This is a genomic window from Arthrobacter sp. Z1-9 (assembly GCF_054792695.1).
In genome coordinates, this window is the sequence record NZ_CP096456.1 from 1,063,506 (window position 1) to 1,084,341 (window position 20,836).

General features: G+C 63.9%; 19 protein-coding genes and 1 tRNA gene. 12 read left to right on the forward strand and 8 right to left on the reverse strand.

All coding sequences use genetic code 11. The annotated features are described in order from the left end of the window. Positions 1 to 39 precede the first annotated feature (39 nt). The 3 genes from M1D93_RS04965 (at position 40) to M1D93_RS04975 (ending at position 4,016) form a co-directional block, all read left to right on the forward strand. Positions 40 to 1,938, forward strand: a complete 1,899-nt coding sequence (locus M1D93_RS04965; protein WP_461174053.1) for an ABC transporter ATP-binding protein — start codon at positions 40 to 42, stop codon at positions 1,936 to 1,938. A gap of 163 nt (positions 1,939 to 2,101) precedes the next feature. Then, a complete protein-coding gene (locus M1D93_RS04970; protein WP_461174054.1) occupies positions 2,102 to 2,518 on the forward strand; it encodes a recombinase family protein in 417 nt (138 codons plus the stop codon). 284 nt (positions 2,519 to 2,802) lie between these two features. Continuing rightward, positions 2,803 to 4,016, forward strand: a protein-coding gene (locus tag M1D93_RS04975; protein ID WP_461173310.1) for an IS3 family transposase whose coding sequence is annotated in 2 segments (ribosomal slippage) — positions 2,803 to 3,064 and positions 3,064 to 4,016 — 1,215 coding nt in all. Because the reading frame shifts where the segments join, the coding sequence is not laid out codon by codon here. Between the two features lie 679 nt (positions 4,017 to 4,695). Here M1D93_RS04975 and M1D93_RS04980 read toward each other — a convergent pair. The 5 genes from M1D93_RS04980 to M1D93_RS05000 all read right to left on the reverse strand — a co-directional run bounded on the left by M1D93_RS04980 (position 4,696) and on the right by M1D93_RS05000 (position 8,160). Further along, a complete protein-coding gene (locus M1D93_RS04980; RefSeq protein ID WP_461174055.1) occupies positions 4,696 to 4,824 on the reverse strand; it encodes a hypothetical protein in 129 nt (42 codons plus the stop codon). A gap of 52 nt (positions 4,825 to 4,876) precedes the next feature. Further along, positions 4,877 to 5,896 carry a hypothetical protein gene (locus M1D93_RS04985; RefSeq protein ID WP_461174056.1) on the reverse strand — a complete coding sequence of 340 codons (1,020 nt, stop codon included), beginning with the start codon at positions 5,894 to 5,896 and terminating at the stop codon, positions 4,877 to 4,879. 1,297 nt (positions 5,897 to 7,193) lie between these two features. Continuing rightward, a complete protein-coding gene (locus tag M1D93_RS04990) occupies positions 7,194 to 7,613 on the reverse strand; it encodes an NUDIX hydrolase (RefSeq protein ID WP_461174057.1) in 420 nt (139 codons plus the stop codon). Continuing rightward, positions 7,610 to 8,086 (reverse strand): DUF6314 family protein, encoded by a 477-nt coding sequence (locus tag M1D93_RS04995; RefSeq protein WP_461174058.1) that lies wholly within the window; start codon positions 8,084 to 8,086, stop codon positions 7,610 to 7,612. Before M1D93_RS04995 ends, M1D93_RS04990 begins: the two co-directional genes overlap by 4 nt. Position 8,087: 1 nt before the next feature. After that, positions 8,088 to 8,160: transfer RNA gene (locus M1D93_RS05000), tRNA-Arg, on the reverse strand. Positions 8,161 to 8,243: 83 nt separating this feature from the next. Here M1D93_RS05000 and M1D93_RS05005 point away from each other — a divergent pair. Continuing rightward, positions 8,244 to 9,005 carry a DUF998 domain-containing protein gene (locus M1D93_RS05005; protein WP_461174059.1) on the forward strand — a complete coding sequence of 254 codons (762 nt, stop codon included), beginning with the start codon at positions 8,244 to 8,246 and terminating at the stop codon, positions 9,003 to 9,005. Here M1D93_RS05005 and M1D93_RS05010 read toward each other — a convergent pair. Continuing rightward, positions 9,002 to 9,634 (reverse strand): hypothetical protein, encoded by a 633-nt coding sequence (locus tag M1D93_RS05010; RefSeq protein WP_461174060.1) that lies wholly within the window; start codon positions 9,632 to 9,634, stop codon positions 9,002 to 9,004. The two genes, M1D93_RS05005 and M1D93_RS05010, sit on opposite strands and share 4 nt — an antisense overlap. A gap of 32 nt (positions 9,635 to 9,666) precedes the next feature. Here M1D93_RS05010 and M1D93_RS05015 point away from each other — a divergent pair, with 32 nt between their 5' ends. The 5 genes from M1D93_RS05015 (at position 9,667) to sucD (ending at position 17,126) form a co-directional block, all read left to right on the forward strand. Next, positions 9,667 to 10,497, forward strand: coding sequence for an inositol monophosphatase family protein (locus M1D93_RS05015; RefSeq protein WP_461174061.1), 831 nt, complete (start codon positions 9,667 to 9,669; stop codon positions 10,495 to 10,497). An 83-nt stretch (positions 10,498 to 10,580) separates the two neighbouring features. Then, the gene (pcrA, locus tag M1D93_RS05020; protein WP_461174929.1) at positions 10,581 to 13,127 is read left to right on the forward strand and encodes a DNA helicase PcrA; all 2,547 of its coding nucleotides are present in this window, start codon (positions 10,581 to 10,583) and stop codon (positions 13,125 to 13,127) included. A 118-nt stretch (positions 13,128 to 13,245) separates the two neighbouring features. Then, positions 13,246 to 14,529 (forward strand): glycosyltransferase, encoded by a 1,284-nt coding sequence (locus tag M1D93_RS05025; protein WP_461174062.1) that lies wholly within the window; start codon positions 13,246 to 13,248, stop codon positions 14,527 to 14,529. A gap of 512 nt (positions 14,530 to 15,041) precedes the next feature. Further along, positions 15,042 to 16,211 (forward strand): ADP-forming succinate--CoA ligase subunit beta, encoded by a 1,170-nt coding sequence (gene sucC, locus M1D93_RS05030; RefSeq protein ID WP_461174063.1) that lies wholly within the window; start codon positions 15,042 to 15,044, stop codon positions 16,209 to 16,211. A 12-nt stretch (positions 16,212 to 16,223) separates the two neighbouring features. Next, positions 16,224 to 17,126 carry a succinate--CoA ligase subunit alpha gene (gene sucD / locus M1D93_RS05035; RefSeq protein ID WP_461174064.1) on the forward strand — a complete coding sequence of 301 codons (903 nt, stop codon included), beginning with the start codon at positions 16,224 to 16,226 and terminating at the stop codon, positions 17,124 to 17,126. Positions 17,127 to 17,283: 157 nt separating this feature from the next. Here sucD and M1D93_RS05040 read toward each other — a convergent pair whose 3' ends face one another. Continuing rightward, positions 17,284 to 17,766, reverse strand: coding sequence for an SRPBCC family protein (locus M1D93_RS05040; RefSeq protein WP_461174065.1), 483 nt, complete (start codon positions 17,764 to 17,766; stop codon positions 17,284 to 17,286). After that, positions 17,763 to 18,122, reverse strand: a complete 360-nt coding sequence (locus M1D93_RS05045; RefSeq protein WP_461174066.1) for an ArsR/SmtB family transcription factor — start codon at positions 18,120 to 18,122, stop codon at positions 17,763 to 17,765. Before M1D93_RS05045 ends, M1D93_RS05040 begins: the two co-directional genes overlap by 4 nt. A 148-nt stretch (positions 18,123 to 18,270) precedes the next feature. Between M1D93_RS05045 and M1D93_RS05050 the strand changes: the two genes are divergently transcribed. From M1D93_RS05050 to M1D93_RS05060, 3 genes are all read left to right on the forward strand, one after another. Further along, positions 18,271 to 18,675: a tautomerase family protein gene (locus tag M1D93_RS05050; RefSeq protein ID WP_461174067.1), complete on the forward strand. Its 405-nt coding sequence runs from the start codon at positions 18,271 to 18,273 to the stop codon at positions 18,673 to 18,675. Between the two features lie 186 nt (positions 18,676 to 18,861). Next, positions 18,862 to 19,872, forward strand: a complete 1,011-nt coding sequence (gene iolC, locus M1D93_RS05055) for a 5-dehydro-2-deoxygluconokinase (protein WP_461174068.1) — start codon at positions 18,862 to 18,864, stop codon at positions 19,870 to 19,872. A gap of 2 nt (positions 19,873 to 19,874) precedes the next feature. Next, entirely contained in the window at positions 19,875 to 20,825 is a 951-nt protein-coding gene (locus M1D93_RS05060; protein ID WP_461174930.1) for a Cgl0159 family (beta/alpha)8-fold protein, read from the forward strand. Positions 20,826 to 20,836 lie beyond the last annotated feature (11 nt).

Consider the following 20,836-nt stretch of genomic DNA (forward strand, 5'->3'; position numbering starts at 1 on the left):
CGACAGTATGGGCAGTAACGTGAGCGCGGAGCAGCAGCTATGAGCATGGAAGGCGTTGCCTGGAACTCCCTGCACAAGATCACCCGGGCCAAGAGCGGTTCCAAGCCGTTCTCCAAAGAAACCCTGAAACGGGTCCTGGCCTTCGCCCGCCCGCACCGCGGCAAGCTGCTGGCCTTCGTGGCGCTCTCGATCGTGATGGCCTTCCTGGCCGTGGCCACTCCCGTCCTTGCGGGACAGGTGGTGGACGCCATCGTGGCCAAGGCCGGCGCCGGCGAGGTGCTCCGGCTTGCGGTGCTCATCGCCGTCGTCGCCATCGCCGAGGCAGGGGTGGGCCTGGTCAACCGCTGGCTTTCCTCCACCATCGGCGAAGGGGTCATTGTGGACCTTCGCACGCGTGTCTTTGACCACGTGCAGAAGATGCCCATCGCATTCTTCACCCGCACCCGGACCGGAGCCCTGGTCAGCCGGCTCAACAACGACGTCATCGGGGCGCAGTCAGCATTCGCCGGCACACTTTCCGGAGTGGTCAGCAACGTGGTGGCCCTGATCCTCACCCTGATCGTAATGCTGGGCACCTCCTGGCAGGTGACAGTCCTGGCGATGATCCTGCTGCCCGTCTTCCTCATCCCGGCCCGGCGGATGGGATCCAGGCTGGCGGACCTGCGGCGCGAGGCAGCGGAGCACAACGCCGCCATGGGCACGCAGATGACCGAACGCTTTTCGGCGCCGGGCGCCACGCTGGTCAAACTCTTCGGCCGCCCCGACGAGGAGTCCCGGGAATTCGCCGTCCGCGCAGGCCGCGTCCGCAACATCGGCGTCCGGACCGCCATGCTGCAGTTCACCTTCGTGACGGCCCTGACACTGGTCTCCGCGCTGGCCCTCGCCCTGGTGTACGGGCTGGGCGGGTGGCTGGCGATCACCGGCCAGCTCGCACCCGGCGACGTGGTGGTCCTGGCGCTGCTGCTCACCCGCCTGTACGCCCCGCTCACGGCCCTGTCCAACGCCAGGGTTGAGATCATGAGCGCCCTGGTCAGCTTTGAACGCGTTTTTGAGATCCTGGACCTCAAACCCCTGATCCAGCAAAAGCCGGACGCCGTGCCTGTTCCGCCGGGCCCGGTGGCCGTGGAGTTCGACGACGTCCGGTTCGCTTACCCCGCCGCGGACAAGGTCTCGCTGGCCTCCCTGGAGGAGGTGTCCACCCTGGACACCCGCGGCGGGGAGGAAGTGCTGCACGGCATCAGCTTCCGTGTTGAACCCGGCCAGACCGTGGCGCTCGTGGGCTCCTCGGGGGCTGGGAAATCGACCGTCGCCCAGCTGCTGGCCCGGCTCTACGACGTGGACTCGGGCGCCGTGCGCCTGGGCGGAACCGCTCCCGGGACCGGGCTGGACCTGCGTGACGCCACCTTTGACTCACTGCGGGACACACTGGGCATGGTGACGCAGGATGGCCATCTCTTCCACGAAACCATCGCCTCCAACCTCCGGCTCGCACAGCCGGAAGCCACCGAGGAGGACATGTGGGAGGTCATCCGGCAGGCGCGGCTTGAAGCCATGGTCCGCTCCCTGCCCGACGGGCTGGACACAGTGGTGGGTGAACGCGGCTACCGGCTCTCCGGCGGTGAACGCCAGCGGCTCACCATCGCGCGGCTGCTCATCTCCCAGCCCCGCGTGGTCATCCTCGATGAGGCAACCGCCGCGCTGGACTCCACCAATGAGGCGGCAGTGCAGGCTGCCTTGGGCGTGGCACTCGAGGGGCGCACCGCCGTCGTCATTGCCCACCGTCTGTCCACCATCCGTGCGGCTGACGCGATCCTGGTGGTGGAGGACGGCCGGATTGTGGAGCGCGGCACCCACCCTGAACTCCTGGCCGCTGAAGGCCGTTACGCCGAGCTGTACCGAACGGCCTACAAGTCTGAAGACCCTGTCTTAGGAGGTTGACAGTCTCACCAACAGCAAAAAGGAAGGACCTTACCTGTTTAGGTGAGGTCCTTCCTCGGTCTAACTAGAGGGCACGGAGCCAGGTGCTGGTTTCCGTGTTGTACGTCTCCGTGTAGGGCTTGCATGGTGGCGGCGGAGGCGATATTTACGGGTTGGTAGTGCAGTGGCTGCCTCACTTCCAGTCTGTCTGGAGAGCGGCGACGTACTGACTGTGTGGAAGTTGGATCGGCTCGGGCGCAACACCCGTCACGTACTTGAGGATGTTGAGGAACTGCGAAAACGGGATGTCGGGTTCCGTTCGCTGACGGAGGGCCTCGATACAAACGGCCCTATGGGGACAGCCATGCTGACGATTATGGCGGCTTTCGCTCAGCTGGAGCGGGACACCCTTGTGGAACGCACGCGCGCAGGCCTGGCAGCGGCTGCTAAAAACAACCGCCACGGCGGTCGTCCCCGAAAGATCGACGACGCAGCCGCTGTGCGCGCTGTAGCTCTCAAAGCCAAGGGGCTCAACGCGAGTGACATAGGCAAAATGCTCGGAGTCTCGCGGGCGACCGTCTACCGGTACCTGGCAGCCTAGGGGAGATAGGCTCTCCAGCCTGGGTTACCCAGGGCCGCATGAGGGTTGGTTAGGCGTATGCAGGTTTCAGCTCCGCGCGGTTCCCAAAGCTGGAATTACCTCGATCACTGTGCACCTGGCAGTTTTGCTTTGCAGTCTTTTAAGGCGGATGCAAGGCAAACGAGGTAGAAAGTTTTGTAATCGGAATTGCAACGCGGCTGGGCTTACAAAAACTTTTTGTAAGGTGAACAGAGGACTGCGGCCGTATGGTTTTCTGAGACAGCTTGATGGGAGCTTCGCTTCAGATGACTACGCCCAGAAGGAAATATGATGCCGCTTTCCGTGAGGAAGCAGTGCGGCTGGTTTTGTCCACGAACCGTTCGGTGAAGCAGGTCGCTGAGGAGATCGGGGTGAAGGAAAGCACGCTGGGGAACTGGCTTCACCGGCATCGGGAACGTCAACCAAACGCTTCTGTTGCACCTGAGGACCGGGGCCCGGTGGCGTGGGACGAGCACCAAAAGGCCTTGGCCGAGAACGCCCGGCTGAGGGCTGAGGTTGAGTTCCTGGGAAAAGTCAGCGCCTTCTTTGCCGCGAAGCAAAAGTAGAGGACTTCTACGAGTTTATCGAAGCGGAGAAGGCCAACCATTCCGTGGTGTGGCTGTGCCGGGCGCTGAAGGTCTCCCGGGCCTCGTTCTACCGGTGGCGCAACCCCGCCAGGCCCTCACCGCGCGCCGTGCGGCATGAGGACCTGACCAGTGCGGTGACCGGCCTGTACGAGAAGGAAGAGGGCCGCGCCGGGCGGGATCAGCTGACGTTGCTGCTGAACGCGGCCGGGACCAAGGTCTCGGCCCCGACCGTCGGGGCCATCATGCGTGAGAACGGCCTGCGTGCCATCCGCACCCAGGCCTGGAAACGGACCACGGTCCAGGACCCCCAGGCCAAGACCGCCCACATCGAAAACCACATGCTTGATGGCCAGGGCAAACGCGACTTCACCTCCAGCGTGCCCGGGACCCGGCTGGTCGGCGACATCACCTACCTGCGCACCGGCGAGGGCTGGCTCTACCTGGCCACCGTCATCGACCTGTTCTCCGGGATGGTCATCGGCTGGGCCATGGCCGAACACATGCGCGCCAGCCTGTGCACCGCGGCCCTGCAGATGGCCCGGAACCACGGCCGCCTCAACGAGCACTCTGTGGTCTTCCACTCCGACCGCGGCACCCAGTACACCTCCGACGAATTCCAGACCTGGTGCGGCACTCACAGGCTCACCCAGTCCATGGGCAAGGTCGGGGTCTGCTGGGACAACGCAGTTGCCGAGAACTTCTTCTCCCACCTCAAAACCGAGTTCTACCACCACCACCGCTTCGGCTCCCGGCTCGCCGCCAGGAGCGCCGTCATGGGCTACATCGAAGGCTGGTACAACCGCCGCCGGCCCAACCGCAGAGCCGGCGGCGTCCCACCAGCCACCGCCCACACCAACCACCAAGCCAGCGCCCAGAAACCCCTGGCCGCCTAACCAACAACAACAACGACCTGTCTCAAAAACTTGACGACCGCAGACGGTCTTTGAATCAAGGGAGGCTACGCTGGCCTTCACATCGGATCGCAAAATGATGATTTCGTCCACAATCCTAGCGAGGCTAAATTGAAGATGTTTGCAGTCGTGACAGACCAGCTCATTGCTATACCGGAGACTGCCCTTTGCCACGTCCACGCCGGAGGGTTAGTTGGCTCTGGCCTCCGCGTGGACGATTGCTCCGAGGATTTAGCTCTCGCGTGCCAAGTCTGTGGCGTAAGTCGTCACAACGAGCTGGATCCGATTTACCAGAACCGTCCGAGTTTAGAAGCTTATCCCGAGGACACGTGGGATTAGATCGCTCCTAGTTACCGGCGTTGCCTTGTCCAGCGGAATCTCCGCTGATCCGTGTTGGCTGCATTGCGGAGCGATGGTGGAAACATTTAGGTCGGTTTTTGGAAGTACAGCACCAGGGCGCTCGCCGAACTTGCGCAAAAAATTCCTAATATACCGCCCATCTGTCAACCATGGTTCAGCTCAGGGAACCTTGTACTCATGGAACCTTGTACTGATAGAACCGTCGCGAGCGTCTGGGCAAAGGGCACATCAAGTGATAGAGCGTCGGAGAAGAGGGCGCACCAAGTAACGAGCGTCGCAGTGGGGGCGCAGGGTGGTACCTCTACTCCGCTGCCGAGGCCTTGGGCCAGAACCGGGACGAGATGACGGACGCGCTGGCGGCCGGGCGGTCACCGAAGCGGGGCCAGGCCGGCGGCAAACGGAACCCGGCGAGCTGTGTCTCCAACGTCACCGGAGAGCTTTGCCGGACGCAAAGCGCGACGCCGTTGGAGCCGAGGGTGCCGTCAGTTGACCACCGTGAAGGGAACCACGGTCACGCCGGAGTTGGTCGATCCCAGTTTGTCGTCCCGGCATGAGGTCCGGAGGTGCAGCTTATGGACGCCGTTGGCCAGGGTCCTGGTGTCGATCGCGATGGGGGCCGCCCCGAAGGGCTCGGGTCCGTATGGGCCTGCGGAGTCCCAAAGGACCAGTCCCGGGTTGGCCGGAGCTGCGTGGAAGTCGGGGTCGATCGAGATGAAGGAGTGGCTCGCCGGGAGTGAATCATTGGGGTGGGTGGTCAGGCCCACTGCCGGCTTCCAGATGCCCGATACCGAGCCGTCGGGAAGGGGAATGCTCCGGAATGAGGCCTCACAGTACCCGGCATGTGTGTACCAGCCCTTGCCACGCAGAAAGGTGTACTTTGAGAAGTCGGACCGGGACTTTCCGTTTTGGATGTCCGCTTGAAAGTTGACGCTGGCCCGCATTTCGTTGCCGTCCGGCTCCGGGACAAACGCGCGAAAATGGACCTCCTGCAGGCCTGCATTCTTGAATTTCGATATTGGGACCGAGAACGTCAGCCAGCGCTCGCAGGTGCCGGTGCACACGAAGTCGCCTTTGCCTGTGCTGGACGGGCCGGGGCAGGTGAAGTCCGGTGCAGAAGCCCGCAGGTAGCACTTCTGAACGGCGCTTTCGCTGTCGGGGGTTACGAACACCATGGAGACGTAGTTCGCCTTGCCAGGGTTTTCGTGGAGAATCACCCTCACTTTCACGGTGAGGTTGCCCGAACTGATCGTTTCGCGCTCAGGTAGGCACGCCCCCAGATGCACATGGCCGGTGTTGGTGATGGAGTTGTTGGCCTGGTCAATGTCCGGCACCCACCACGCCTGGGTGTCCACGAACTGCCGGGTCTCCCCGTATACGGTGCCGTCGGCGGGAGGTGCCCCCACGCACAGTCCGGCCGCAGCCCGGGCAGTACGGGAGCCCAGTCCGGCGATGACAGTGCAGGCCAGCGCAACAGCAATCGAAAGTGCAAGGAACCGTCTCATGACTGTCCATCCGCCGGTGTCTGTCGAATCGGGAAAGCTGCGCGCCTGCGCTATGACTGTCGCCGGCGTCGAAATGCCGAACCGTGAGAATTCACTGATATTGGGCCCATAAGGCCCGGCCAGTATATGCCTGGGATGAGGGGCGAACCAGAGTCCTCGGGCAGGTATTACGACGGCGGCACGCGCCGGCCGCAGCATGTGATGGCGCATGGAGGTAGCGCTGTTGGAAGTAGGCCTCCTGGGACTATCGCTTTCAACCTGGTGTTGACACTGGGACCGAGTGCGAGGCTTGTAGTACCCAAGCCTCGCATCGCCGGCTCAAATCCCAGGGTAGTAACGCGCGATCCGTCTCACTTCGGAACTAACCAGGACGTCGTCAGCAATCCCGCTGATGTCCGGCGTTCCACCCTGAAACTTGCCCCCGCATGAGCACTCGCAGTTATCGGCTTTTGCGGCCCTACATGCCGCTGTGCAGGCTTGGTTTGTCCGGTAGTCCCGCGATACCGCGATACGCAGACGCCTTGATATCGCCTTTGAAGGGCCTCTGTGAGCCTCTCATGGTGCGTTTTAGATGTCTCCCACCAGACCGTTCCGTTTGTATCCGAAAACCAATTCAGAGCGGCTCGATCGCCAAGGATTTCCCTGAGGTATCCGCGTACCCACTTTCCCCCATCGGGGAAGTTGATGTGGAGCTTGGTCTGATCAAGTAGGGAGTAAATAGTTGCTTCTCGCATGATGCGATCCTTTGGTAGGTGTTGCTTGGATCGTCACTACGTCATTTCGTCTTTAGCGTTGTGCAGGTCGCCGTGCAGGTCTTTCAATTGCATCAGACCTGCACGACTTGCATTTATCGGGGTTCCACTTGCATATACCTGCATTTCGGTTGGGTCCTGCCACTAACCTGCACACCTGCATCTCCCCCTATAGGGGATGCAGTGCAAGAGGTGCAGCAGGTTCGTGACGCGATTTAGGCGGCCGGTTCGTCGTAGTCAGGAGAAATGATCTCCCAGCGGGGGCGGGTAGAAGTACCAAGGTTTTGGATGATGCCATCAGCCTGAAGAGTCTGAAGGTATCTACCACCTTGTTGCGACCGATACCCGTTGCTTTCTCGATTCCGGATGAGGAATGAGCACCGGTCTTGATCGCTTGACGAACCTTGCTGATATCAAGGATGCCCAGACGCTCTGCACGTTCTTTGATGGACAGGACGGCTCCCGAAGGAACAGCCACACCGCCGGAAGTACCGGACGCAGTTCGCTGAAGCCACGGCAGTGGCCCGGGAAGCAGTTCCCGGGCTCTAGCCTTCCGTCCGGACGGTGGGCCCGGCAGCCAGTTCCGGCAGGATGTGGTCGGTCAGCAGCGGGGCGAGGTCCCGCGGCAGTCCGCCGCCGAGTTCCAGCCAGCGGACCTCCGCTATCTCGGCGGAAGGATGGGCCTCCCACGTGCCCGGCGCCAGGAACACAGTGGCCTCGATGTCGGTGGCGGCCTCGTTGGCGGCGTCGGCAATCCAGACACCCATCAGCCGCAGGTCGCTTGGATCAAGGACGATGCCCACCTCTTCGGCCAGTTCCCGCGCTGCTGCCTGCGCTGCGTTTTCACCGGCCTCGGGTTTGCCGCCGGGGTGCATAAACATGGAAGTGCCGCGCTTTCGGACCGTCAGGAGCCGGCCGGCGGTGTCAAAGACGCAGACGGCGGACACCACGATGCGGTTTTTCATGCGTCCTGCTCCTGCCGCACCAGGTGCGAGCTCAGCAGGAGGTCCTTCTGCGGCCCCTGCACGTCCCAGCTGTAGCTGAACTGGTGCGGGCCCCCGTAGGAGTACGTCACGCGGTACGTGTCCGGATCGCACCAGTGCTGGTCCAGGTTGGCCTGCGGCGTGAAGCTCATGGTGTGGAAGGGGCGCCCGTCGGGGAAGAGCACGTCCAGGGCATCGGGCCGGTCCGTGGTCTTCAGCAGGTATTCACGGGAGGCGGGGCCGGTGAAGGTGGGCCAGCGCATGGTGCCTTCCTCGCGGAGGGCCAGGCCGCCGTCGTCCGTGGGGACAAAATGCACGACGCCGGAGAAGGTTCCGCGGGTGCCGTCCGTCCGGTCCAGCATTTCCCGCTGGACGGTCCACTGCCCGGCGTGCCCAGGGGTTGCCCGGCCAAGCAGGTAGGAGCGGAGTGCGAACTCGGGGGAAGGAAAGTTCAAGTGCCCTCGATTGGAATCGAACCAACGACACCGGCTTTAGGAGAGCCGTGCTCTATCCACTGAGCTACGAGGGCGGGCGTCCGATGGATCGGCAAGGCCGGTCCGGCCGGACACGGATACAAGCATACAAGGTGCGGAGCCGTACTACGCTCAAGGCATGAGTTCAGCGCCGTCCGCCGCCGCATCCTTGGCGTTCATCCCGGATACTGTTTCCACCCGGCAGTACATCGGTGCCTGGTCCGTACTGAGCGTACTGCAGTATTTCGCGGCGGAGGCCGCGGTGATTGCCGCCTGGGCAGGTCCCCGGCCCTATGACCTGCGCACCGGCTACATCAGCGACCTTGGTGCCATCAACTGCGGCGTTTTCGACGGCCGGGAGGTGTGTTCGCCGCTGAACTGGCTGATGAACGCATCGTTCGTGGTCCAGGGGCTGGGGATGCTGCTTGGGGCGTTGCTCCTGAGCTCGGGGCTGCTGCGTGTGGCTGCCCTTGCCGGCGCCCGGGTCCGGCCCGGCCGGCGGACACCCTGGCTGGCCGCCGTCGCTGTGCGGGTGCTGACGGGAACGGCGGGAGCCGGGACGGTGATCGTGGGGCTGGTACCGGAGGATGTTGGCTCCGGCTGGCACTTTACCGGCGCTGTTATGTACTTCATTGCCGGGGCCGTTGCCCTGCTGGTCCTGGGGATCCTTTGGCTGCGGAAAACAGCAATGGCCTGGTTCATCCTGGCCTGCGGCATCGTGTCCGCGGCTGCCCTGATAACGGGCGGGCTGACCGGGATGCGTGTGCCGGAACCGGGCACCCTGGAGCGGCTGATGGGCTACCCCGTCACCGTGGGGATGGCCACCGCCGGACTGGTGATCGCGCAGCGGGTACACCGGCACCGGAAGCAGGCCCGGGCAGCGGCTGGTCAGCGGCTTTAGGCGTCGGGGTTTCCGGGCTTCCGCGCCCGCAGGAACACCGCCGCAGCCCCTGCCAGCAGGCTCAGGACCAGCAGGACCCAGCCGGCGACGGTGAGGCCTGACGCAAGGGCGACCGCGCCGGCGTCGGGCGTTCCCGCCGCCAGCATGCCGTCGATGGCCGCGTTGCCCCACAGCCGGACCACCACAAACAGCAGGGGAAGGGCCCACAGCGCCCAGCGCAGGGCTTTCCTGGCCACGTTTGTTCCGATCAGCAGCAGCCAGGTGAACCCGAAGATCAGCGGGAACAGGGTGCCGGCCGTCTTGTGGACGTAGTTGAGCTGGCCGCGCGCGGCCTCGTTCATCGCCGGGTGCAGCTGGTTGATGTAGGCCGGGTCGAAGCCGCCGATCAGCGAATCCGGCATGGCCAAACCACCGGAGAGCTGCCGCAGCTGGTCCAGCGTCAGCAGGTGGAGGTACCAGAACAGGAACAGGCTGGCCACCACGCCGGCGATCAGGATCAGGTTGCCGTTGTTTTCGGCCTTCTGCGGCGTGCGTGCCGTGGTGGGATTGACCACGGGCGGGAGATGGTGCTGCGGTACAGCCGCCTTGGAGCCGTGCTTCTTGATCCGCTGGGCAGGGGTTTTGGCCATGGCACCATTATCCCGCCCCATAAACTGAAGCCATGACCATTGGCCGGCACAGCGCTGTTGAACTCGACCCCTCTTTGGACGACTACCAGCTGGCGGCAGCCCTGGTCCGCGAAGCCGGGCAGCTGGCGCTGCTCATGCGGATGGCAGGCCTGCAGTCGGAGCAGAAGACCTCCGTTTCGGACGTGGTGACCGCAGCAGACCACGCCGCCGAGGCGTACGTGCTGGAACAGCTGCGGCGCTGCCGGCCCGACGACGGAATCCTCGGGGAGGAAGGCGCCTCGGTGCAGGGGACCAGCGGACGCACCTGGGTGGTCGATCCGGTGGACGGCACCTACAACTTCCTGCATGGATCCACCTACTGGTGCTCGGCCATCGCGCTGAAGGATCCCTCCGACGTGGTGCTCGGGGCCATTTACCAGCCGGAGGAGGACAAGCTCTGGCTGGGCGGCAGGGCGCATCCGGCCACGCTTAACGGCGAAGCCCTGAGGGTGTTCCACGAGGACAGGGGAGCGCGCAACGGCACTGCCGTAGCCGAGCTCGGCGCTGCCACGTACATCCACCCCAGCTGGCTTATGGACCCACTCTGCGCGATGCCCTGGCATGCTGCTGCGACCTCTGCCGCCGCCTTGCGGATGCTCGGCTCAGGCTCCTGCGACCTCGGCCGGGTGGCTGACGGGCAGCTCGGATGCTGGTTTCAGCACAGCTGCCCCGAGTGGGACTGGCTGCCGGGAAAGGCGATCGTCCGTGCGGCCGGCGGTGCCGTGGACACTGTCCGGGTGAACGGCCTGGAATGGTTTATGGCAGGCGGCACGACGGCGGTGCGTGAGTTGCGCGCGGCGCTGGAGTCCGGCTCGGTGGCCTGAAACTCGGGGACGGCGTGACCCCGTAATCCACAGGCTGGAAGGAGGTGTCGGTCCCACCGCCTAGACTTGTAGGCACCATGGATATGTTGTTTGACCCGTACTCTGACGGACCTTTCAAGGCCGCTCCCGCAGCCGCTGCCCGCACCAAGGCCCGCCCTGACGGCGTGGTTACCTCGGCCGGTCCCGGCGGTGGCCTGCCTTGGGAGAGCCAGCCGGGCCCCGGTATACCCGGCAGCCAGGAGGGGGAGGGTCAGCACGCCGAAGTGCGCCGCCAGAGCAGCCACCGTCCGGATGCAGTCCAGCTGCTGGAGGGCCTGAACCCGCAGCAGGAGGAAGCGGTCAAACACGCCGGTTCCGCGCTGCTGATCGTGGCCGGTGCCGGGTCGGGCAAAACCCGGGTGCTCAGTAACCGGATCGCCTACCTGATCGCCACCGGGCGGGCCCACCACGGCGAAATCCTCGCCATCACCTTCACCAACAAGGCCGCGGCGGAAATGCGGGAACGCATTGAAGTCCTGGTGGGCGGCCGCGCCAAGATCATGTGGATCTCCACGTTCCACTCGTCCTGCGTCCGGATCCTGCGGCAGGAAGCTGCCAACGTCGGGCTGAAATCCAACTTCTCCATCTACGACTCCGCGGACTCCCTCCGGCTGGTCACGCAGGTCTCCAAGGCGCTGGACCTGGATCCCAAGAAGTTTGCGCCCAAGGCCATCCAGCACAAGATCTCCGCATTGAAGAATGAACTCATCGATGCCGACTCCTACGCTTCCGCCGCGAACTACAACGATCCTTTCGAACAGGCCGTAGCCGAGGTCTTCAAGGGCTATGCCCAGCGCCTGCGCCAGGCCAACGCCATGGACTTCGACGACCTCATCGCGGAGACCGTCTACATGTTCCGCGCCTTCCCGGCGCTCGCCGAGTCCTACCGCCGCCGGTTCCGGCATGTCCTCGTGGACGAATACCAGGACACCAACCACGCCCAGTACGCGTTGGTCCGCGAAATCGTGGGGGAGGGCCCGGGGGCATCCGAGCTCACCGTTGTGGGCGATTCGGACCAGTCGATTTACGCTTTCCGCGGCGCGGACATCCGCAACATCGTGGAGTTTGAAAAGGACTATCCCGAGGCGCGGACCATCAAGCTGGAGCAGAACTACCGCTCCACGCAGAACATCCTCACCGCAGCCAATTCAGTGATTTCGCGCAACCCCAACCGTCCCGAGAAACGGCTGTGGACGGCCGAAGGTGACGGCCACAAAATCGTTGGGTACGTGGGCGAGAATGAGCACGACGAGGCCCAGTTCATTGCCAAAGAGATTGACCGGCTCCAGGACGAGGACAACCTCCGTCCTGGTGATGTGGCCATCTTCTACCGCACCAACGCCCAGTCCCGCTCCATTGAAGACGTGCTGGTCCGGGTTGGCCTGCCGTACAAGGTGGTGGGCGGCACGCGCTTCTACGAGCGCAAGGAAATCAAGGACGCCCTCGCCTACCTTCGCGTCCTCGTCAACCCGGACGACGACGTCAACCTCCGCCGGGTGCTCAACGAACCAAAGCGCGGCATCGGCGACCGCGCCGAGGGAGCCGTGGCCGCCCTGGCCCAGCGTGAGCGCATTTCGTTTATGGCAGCAGCCCGCCGCGCGGAGCAGGCTCCGGCCATGGCGACCCGTTCCGTCAACGCCGTCCTCGGCTTTGTGAAACTGCTCGATGACCTCGCCGAAGTGGCCGCAGGATCCGGTGCCGCGGCGGCCCTTGAAGCAGTCCTGGAGCAGACCGGCTACCTTGCCGCCTTGCGCTCCAGCACCGATCCCCAGGACGAGTCCAGGGTGGAGAACCTCGCGGAACTCGTGGCCGTGGTGCGTGAGTACGAGCAGGAGAACCCGGAAGGTTCGCTGGCCGCTTTCCTGGAGCAGGTCTCGCTGGTGGCCGATGCCGACCAGATCCCCGATGCCCCCGGCGGAGACGCCGAAGACACCGCCGCCGCCGTGGCGGAGGCCAAAAGGCTGGGCGTGGTCACGCTGATGACCCTGCACACCGCCAAGGGGCTCGAATTTCCCGTGGTGTTCCTGACCGGCATGGAGCACGGACTGTTTCCGCACCAGCGCTCAGCCACGGACCCGAAGGAACTGGCCGAAGAACGCCGGCTCGCCTACGTGGGCCTGACCAGGGCCCGGAAACGGCTTTACGTCACGCGCTCCGAGGTCCGGAGCATGTGGGGCCAGAGCCAGTACAACCCTGCCAGCCAGTTCCTGGAGGAAATCCCCGCCGAACTCGTGGAATGGAAACGGGAAGGAACCAGCAGGCAGGCCGGCGGCTGGGGCGGCGGCTCAATCGGTTCGAACCGCTACAGCGGATCCTTCTGGGGTGCGGGAACAGCCAGAGGGGCAGCGGCCGATTCGTCGGCCGGTTTCAACGCGGATGTCCCGGCCGTTATTGCCCGGAACCGGGTGCAGCCGCAGAAGGAAATCGTTGCGGTCAGCGTGGGGGACAAGGTTAACCACACGAGTTTCGGCAACGGAACCGTCCTGGCGCTTGAGGGAGCGGGGGACAAGACCGTCGCAAAGGTGAAGTTCGATGTCGGTGAAAAGCGGTTGCTGCTGCGGTATGCGCCGCTCACCAAGCTCGACGCCTAGGACCGGAAGGGAGCCGTCAAGGGCCCTCGTCCGGGGCGTGGCCCCCTTGTCCGCTCCCGCCGTCGGGTTCTAGAGTTCAGGGACCTTTCCCAGCCGTAACAAGACGACGGAGCGGGCCATGAACATCCTGTTCGCCAGCCAGGCTATCGACGGACACTTCAACCCGATGACCGGCGTCGCCATGAGGCTTAAGGAGCGCGGCCATGACGTGCGCTGGTACACCGGCCGCGTCTTTGCCGGCAAGCTCCAGGGGCTCGGGATACCCCTGTTTCCCTTCAAGCGGGCCATCGAGCACCGGGCTGACAACCTCTTCGAGCTATATCCTGAACGCGCCAGGCTGAAAGGGCCGCGGGCCATCGGGTTCGACGGCGAAAAGATCTTCGCCAGCAACATCAGCAACTTCTTCGAGGATATCCGCGAGTTGGACCAGGCGTTTCCCTTCGACGCCCTGGTGGCGGACAGTTCCATGTTCATCCACCGCCTTGTCCAGCACCTGATGGCGAAGCCCGTGGTGAGCTTGGCGGTAATACCCAACCTGGAAAGCGACCCGCTGGTGCCCCCGCCCTTCTTCGGCTTCAGCCCGGCGCGCAACCCGGCCGAAAAAGCCGTGCAGGCCGCGGCGGGTATGTTGCTGGACAAGGTTATCCTCCGGCCCGCAAGCAGGAGTTACCGGCGGCAGCACGCCTTCTACGGGCAGGACGTACCCAAAGGCGGCAGGCTGACCGATGAGCCTTACCGGTGCTCGGACGCCATCATCCAGGCCGGCACCAGGTCCCTTGACTTTCCACGGCGCACCACAAACCCCAAAGTCCACTACGTAGGGGCGCTCCTGCCCTACCGGGTGCCGGGAGCTCCGGTACAGGAAACCGCGCCGGAGGACCGCGCCAGAACCACCATCGTGGTCACGCAGGGGACGGTGGACAACGTGGACCAGAACAAGCTCATCATCCCCGCGCTGGAGGCTTTGAAGGACATGGACGCCCTGGTCCTGGTGGCCACGGGAGGCCGGGGAACAGAGGAACTGCGGGCACGGTTTCCCCAGCGGAACATTCAGATCCGCGATTACATTAACTTTGACGCAGCCTTTGAGTCCACAGACGTCTTTGTCACGAATGGGGGCTTTGGCGGCGTCCAGCTGGCCCTTTCCAGAGGCGTGCCCCTGGTGGTGTCCGGAGTCAATGAAGGCAAAAACGACGTCAATGCCAGGGTGGAATACGCGGGCGCAGGCATCAACCTGCGGACTGACGCTCCCTCGCCGGAGAAGATCGGGCGGGCCGTGCGTAACATCCTGGCCGACCCGGCATGGAAGAACCGGGCGGAGCAGATGCGGAAGGACTTCGCCTCCCAGGACCCTGCCGAGGCTTCGGCCGGCATAGTGGAAGCTGTGCTCAGCTCCCGGTGAACCAGGACACCACACGCTATGGAGAATGCCGTTCCGGCGTCACATACAGGGAAGCAACGAACGGCCTCCAAGGCGGCAAGGCAGGTCCCGTGGCCGGGCTGCCGGTGCCGGCGGAGGGGCAGAACATGCGATGGAACCGGCTGCGCTGTTCCGTCTGTAACGGTGGCGTGGCATGCGGAAACGTGCCCGCCGGCGTCGGATTCTGCATGTCGAAGGACCGTTACAAGCTGATGTCCAGGCCGGCAGAAAGCGCCTCGGCGGCGCCCGGGAAAGCCTCAAAAACCCCGTAAATCCGCGGTTTTTCTACGCTCCATAGAATAGTGTCCTTACTCACATAAGCGGTAGTCTTGGACGGGCCGGTCCCGCCAAAGGACTAGAGTTCCCAGTGGAGCATCACGCCGCGTGGCTCGTTTCCAACAGGCCGCCGGTGCGTGCAATTCCGCAGCCCGGTCATCGTCTTCGATGGTGTCCGACTGTACAGAAACTACTTCGACGTAGAAGGACACTAAACCGTGGACCTGTTTGAATACCAGGCGCGCGATATGTTCGAGGCGCACGGTGTACCCGTGCTTGCCGGCATCGTGGCGCACACCCCAGAAGAAGCAAAGGCAGCTGCCGAAAAGATTGGCGGCGTAACTGTCGTCAAGGCACAGGTTAAGGTTGGCGGCCGCGGCAAGGCAGGCGGCGTAAAGGTCGCAAAGTCCGCCGATGAGGCACTTGAGCACTCCACCAACATCCTGGGCATGGACATCAAGGGCCACACCGTCAACAAGGTGATGATCGCCCAGGGTGCCGACATTGCCGAGGAATACTACTTCTCCGTGCTTCTGGACCGGGCCAACCGCAACTACCTGGCTATGTGCTCGGTTGAAGGCGGCATGGAAATCGAACAGCTCGCCGTCGAACGCCCCGAGGCGCTCGCCAAGATCGCCATCGACCCCGCCGTGGGCATCGACCAGGCCAAGGCCGACGAAATCGTCGCAGCCGCAGGCTTCGCTGAGGAACTCCGCGGCAAGGTGGCCGCTGTGATCCTCAAGCTCTGGGACGTCTTCAAGAAGGAAGACGCCACGCTCGTTGAGGTCAACCCGCTTGTCAAGACCGGCGCCGGCGAAATCGTCGCACTGGACGGCAAGGTCACGCTCGACGAAAACGCTGAATTCCGCCACGCCAAGCACGCCCTCCTCGAGGACAAGGACGCTGCGGACCCGCTGGAGGCAAAGGCCAAGGCGCAGGACCTCAACTACGTCAAGCTGGACGGCGAAGTGGGCATCATCGGCAACGGTGCAGGCCTGGTTATGTCCACCCTGGACGTTGTGGCGTACGCCGGTGAGAACCACGGCAACGTCAAGCCCGCGAACTTCCTGGATATCGGCGGTGGAGCTTCCGCCGAGGTCATGGCTGCAGGCCTTGACGTCATCCTGGGCGACGAGCAGGTCAAGTCCGTTTTCGTGAACGTCTTCGGTGGCATTACCGCATGTGATGCCGTCGCCAAGGGCATCGTGGGTGCGCTGGCAGAGCTGGGCAACAACGCGAACAAGCCGCTGGTAGTCCGCCTCGACGGCAACAACGTCGAGGAAGGCCGCCGCATCCTGGCCGAGGCGAACCACCCGCTGGTTACCCTGGCCGCAACCATGGACGAGGGCGCCGACAAGGCCGCCGAGCTCGCCAACGCAGCGAAGTAAAGGGACAGCCACATGTCTATCTATCTGAATAAAGACTCCAAGGTCATCGTCCAGGGCATCACCGGCGGCGAAGGCACCAAGCACACCGCGCTGATGCTGAAGGCCGGCACCAACATCGTCGGCGGCGTCAACGCCCGCAAGGCCGGCACCACGGTCCTGCACGGCGACAACGAGATCAACGTTTACGGCACCGTCAAGGAAGCCATGGCAGAAACCGGCGCTGACGTCTCCATCGTCTTCGTGCCGCCGGCATTCACCAAGAACGCTGTTGTCGAAGCCATCGAGGCTGGCATCGGCCTCGTCGTCGTCATCACCGAGGGCGTGCCGGTCCAGGACTCCGCCGAATTCTGGGCACTCGCCCAGGCCACGGTGGATGCCGACGGGAACCAGGTCACCCGCATCATCGGCCCGAACTGCCCCGGCATCATCACCCCGGGCGAGGCACTGGTGGGCATCACCCCGGCAAACATCACGGGCAAGGGCCCCATCGGCCTGGTTTCCAAGTCCGGAACCCTGACCTACCAGATGATGTACGAGCTGCGCGACCTCGGCTTCTCCACCGCCATCGGCATCGGCGGCGACCCGATCATCGGCACCACCCACATCGACGCCCTGGCCGCGTTCGAGGCAGACCCCGAGACCAAGGCGATCGTGATGATCGGCGAAATCGGCGGCGACGCCGAAGAACGCGCTGCCGACTTCATCAAGGCCAATGTCACCAAGCCGGTTGTCGGCTACGTGGCCGGCTTCACGGCCCCGGAAGGCAAGACCATGGGCCACGCCGGTGCCATCGTCTCCGGTTCTGCCGGAACCGCCCAGGCCAAGAAGGAAGCCCTTGAGGCTGCAGGTGTAAAGGTCGGCAAGACGCCGTCCGAAACCGCCAAGCTGCTGCGCGAAGTGTACGCAACCCTCTAGGCCCAGAACTAAAGCAACCAGCACCGCGGGGTCATTTCCTGCCCATTCCAAAAGCTTGGAAGGGCTCGAAGTGGTCCCGCGTTGCTGTTACGGACGACGGCGGCAGGTCACCTTTCCCCGGGGAAGGTGACCTGCCGCCGTCGTGCTTTATCGCGTCTTAGACCTTGGCGCCGCTCAGCAGTTCATCCAGCCGCTCGTAGCCCTGGCTCATGCCGCCTTCCATGCCGGACTGGGCCATGCCGTCCCGTGCCTCCTGTGACGGGTAGACCGAGTGTCCACGCAGCCGGGTCCGGCCGTTACCCAGGTCCTCAAAGGTCATGAACTCCAGGCTGACAACGTCCGGGTATCCGCCGAACTCGAAGGTCTGGATGGCGAACTCGTTCTCGCGGACAGTGTGGAAGATGCCCTTGAACTCGTAGGGCACGCCCTCGGGCCCGGTGTGAAGGTAGCTGTAGCTGCCGCCGGTCCGGAAATCGTAGTGGTCGATGTCCATCTTGTAGCCCCGCGGGCCGAGCCACTGCACAATCAAGTCCGGTTCCTTGTGGGCGCGGAAGACATCCGCGACGGGGAAATCGAACTCCCGCTCGTAGTCGATAAAGGGAAGGCCTTCGGGGACTGAGAGCTTCAGTGCGTTGGTCATTGTTTTTCCTTTGCCTTGGCGCCGTCATGCCCGGCGCTGGATTGAAGCACGGCATCGAGACTGCGGAACTGCCCCTCGCGGACCAACCTGTACTGGTCAATCCAGGCGGTGAGTGCCTCCAGCCGTGCGGGATTCAGGTGAACGGGCCTGCGCTGGGCCTCCCTGGTGCGGGTGACCAGCTGCGCCTGCTCGAGTACCTGGATGTGCTTCGAGACCGCCTGCTTGGAGATCTCGAAAGGTTCCGCCAATTCATTCACTGTTGCCGGCCCCCGGCTCAGCCGGGCGATGATGCTCCGCCGGACGGGGTCGGCCAGGGCCATAAAGGCCGAGTCCAATTCCGCGCTCTCGGTGTTCATCAGGCCTCTTAATCAATGACTTCGTTTATCAACCTGTTGGTTGTTAAAGACTACGCCCGCTTCGTAACTACTTCAATACCCCTCAACGCTTGTTTGGCCTCGGCTGACCTTGTTAGTATGTCAGTACAAACTTCCGAAGGAGCAGAACGTGCCACTTGTACGAATTGACGTTAACGAAGGACGCCCGGCAGAGGACCTGCAGCGGCTCAGTCGGGGAATCCATGATGCGATCCTGGCCGAGTACGGCATCCCCGAGCGCGACTACTTCCACATCCTCACCGAGCATCCGCAGGGGCAGATCTTCGCCCAGGATGCAGGCCTCGGCTTCGAGCGGACCGGGGGAGTGGTGATGATCCAGATCTTCACGCAGGGTGGCCGGTCGCAGGAAGCCAAGCAGCGGCTGTTCGCCGCCGTAGCTGAAAAGCTTGCAGGGGTAGGCGTTTCCGGCGAGGACGTCTTCATAGGTTATGTCGAAAACACCGCCGGCGACTGGTCCTTTGGATTCGGCCGGGCCCAGTACGTCACCGGGGAACTGGCCGTTCCCAAGAAGTAGTGGCGCGTCCGTTCATTGGGGGCGGACGAGCTGGACAGCGTGTTGTAAGTATGTCATTACAAACCTTTGACAGGACATGTGATCTAGGGCAAAGTAGTGGCTGTGGCCTCCGCCACGGCCTGCCAGTCCCGGAGCTCCTGATACACAGAGGCCCAGAGTTCCACACCAGAAAGGTCCACGATCACCGTGACCCACGAGCTTCTTACGATCGGGCGCATCAGCGTTGATATCTACCCGAACGACATCGGGGTTGGGCTGGAGGATGTTAATTCCTTCGGCAAATACCTTGGCGGTTCCCCGTCCAACGTTGCCGTTGCCGCTGCCCGGCACGGACGCCGTACGGGCGTCATCACCCGCACCGGAGACGATGCCTTCGGCACGTACCTCCACCGCGAACTGCACAAGTTCAATGTCGATGACACCTTCGTGTCCCCGGTGAAGGAATACCCGACGGCGGTCACGTTCTGCGCGATCAAGCCGCCGGAAGACTTCCCCCTGTACTTCTACGGCCGCTTTCCCACCGCTCCTGACCTGCAGATCAAGGCCGACGAACTGGACCTGGACGCCATCCGGAACGCCGGAATTTTCTGGTCCACCGTGACAGGCCTCTGCCAGGAGCCCAGCCGTGAGGCCCACATCAAGGCTCACGAGGCACGCCCGCGGACCGGTTTGGCCGATGGCCAGTACACCATCCTTGACCTTGATTACCGGCCTATGTTCTGGGCCTCCAAGGAAGAGGCCCGGGCCGAGGTGGCCAAGGTCCTGCCGCACGTGACCGTCGCGATCGGCAACGACAAGGAATGCGCCGTTGCGGTGGGGGAGGGCACCCCGGACGAACAGGCTGACAGGCTGCTGGCCGCCGGCGTCGAGATCGCCGTCGTCAAACTCGGCCCTGAAGGCGTCATGGCAAAGACCCGCAGTGAGCGCGTTGTCTCCGCACCGGTTCCGGTGGAAACCCTCAACGGCCTGGGCGCAGGTGACTCATTCGGCGGTGCCTTCTGCCATGGGCTGCTGTCCGGCTGGCCACTGGCGCAGGTCCTGGACTACGCCAATGCCGCCGGCGCCATCGTCGCCTCCCGCCTCTCGTGCGCCGATGCGATGCCGACGCCGGAAGAGGTCACCTCGCTGCTCGCTGAACGCGGCCGCCCGGTTCCCGGCATCGCTGCGCAGCTTGCCACCGAAGGAGCAGCACTGTGAGCATCAATGTTTCCAGCACCAGCCAGAGCGGCCCTGAAACCGCGGCCTTCACACTTGAGGTAGACGACGATCCCCGCCGCTACGAACACCTGAGCACCATCCGGCTCGAAGACCCGGAAGCTGTGGCCCGGGCAGCCGCCTCGCGCCGCCGCCACCCCGGCCTGAAGTCCGGTCAGCAGAACTTCATTGTGGCGGCTGACCACCCGGCCCGCGGTGCGCTCGCCGTCGGCGCAGACCCCGTAGCCATGGCCGACCGCCGCCAGCTCCTGGACCGGCTGCAGATCGCCCTGGCCAACCCCGCCGTGGACGGGGTCCTGGCGTCCCCGGACATCATGGACGACCTGCTGCTGCTGGGTGCCCTGGACGGCAAGCTGGTGTTCGGCTCAATGAACCGAGGCGGTCTGTCCGGGCTGGTCAACGAATTGGATGACCGCTTCACCGGCCACACCGCTGCGGCGCTGGAAGCACTGGGCGCTGATGGCGGCAAGATGCTCACCCGTATCTGCCTCGGTGACCCGGACACTGTGGTGACCCTGGAGGCCACTGCCAAGGCCATCGATTCCTTGGCGGAGCGCAAGCTGATCGCGATGGTGGAGCCGTTCCTGTCGGTCCGGGAAAACGGCAGGGTCCGCAACGACCTGTCCACCAACGCCGTGATCAAGTCCATCGCCATCGCTGAAGGCCTGGGTTCCACCAGCGCCTACACCTGGATGAAACTGCCCGTCGTCGCCGAGATGGAACGCGTTATGGCCGCCACCACCATGCCCACCGTCCTGTTGGGCGGGGACCCGGACGGAACCCAGGACGAGGTTTTCGCCAGCTGGCAGGCCGCCCTGGCCCTCCCGGGCGTCCAAGGCCTCACCGTCGGCAGGACACTGCTCTACCCCGCAAACGGGGACGTCGCAGGCACCGTCGCCACGGCTGCCTCGCTGCTTAACACCAAGTCCCAGTGAAAGTATCGGAG

What these genes read in the sequence shown, in the direction of transcription:
- M1D93_RS04965 (WP_461174053.1), top strand. Translation starts at nt 40, where the DNA reads ATGAGCATGGAAGGCGTTGCCTGGAACTCCCTGCACAAGATCACCCGG.
- M1D93_RS04985 (WP_461174056.1), bottom strand. Translation starts at nt 5,896, where the DNA reads ATGAGACGGTTCCTTGCACTTTCGATTGCTGTTGCGCTGGCCTGCACT.
- M1D93_RS04990 (WP_461174057.1), bottom strand. Translation starts at nt 7,613, where the DNA reads ATGAAAAACCGCATCGTGGTGTCCGCCGTCTGCGTCTTTGACACCGCC.
- M1D93_RS05005 (WP_461174059.1), top strand. Translation starts at nt 8,244, where the DNA reads ATGAGTTCAGCGCCGTCCGCCGCCGCATCCTTGGCGTTCATCCCGGAT.
- M1D93_RS05010 (WP_461174060.1), bottom strand. Translation starts at nt 9,634, where the DNA reads ATGGCCAAAACCCCTGCCCAGCGGATCAAGAAGCACGGCTCCAAGGCG.
- M1D93_RS05015 (WP_461174061.1), top strand. Translation starts at nt 9,667, where the DNA reads ATGACCATTGGCCGGCACAGCGCTGTTGAACTCGACCCCTCTTTGGAC.
- pcrA (WP_461174929.1), top strand. Translation starts at nt 10,581, where the DNA reads ATGTTGTTTGACCCGTACTCTGACGGACCTTTCAAGGCCGCTCCCGCA.
- M1D93_RS05025 (WP_461174062.1), top strand. Translation starts at nt 13,246, where the DNA reads ATGAACATCCTGTTCGCCAGCCAGGCTATCGACGGACACTTCAACCCG.
- sucD (WP_461174064.1), top strand. Translation starts at nt 16,224, where the DNA reads ATGTCTATCTATCTGAATAAAGACTCCAAGGTCATCGTCCAGGGCATC.
- M1D93_RS05040 (WP_461174065.1), bottom strand. Translation starts at nt 17,766, where the DNA reads ATGACCAACGCACTGAAGCTCTCAGTCCCCGAAGGCCTTCCCTTTATC.
- M1D93_RS05045 (WP_461174066.1), bottom strand. Translation starts at nt 18,122, where the DNA reads ATGAACACCGAGAGCGCGGAATTGGACTCGGCCTTTATGGCCCTGGCC.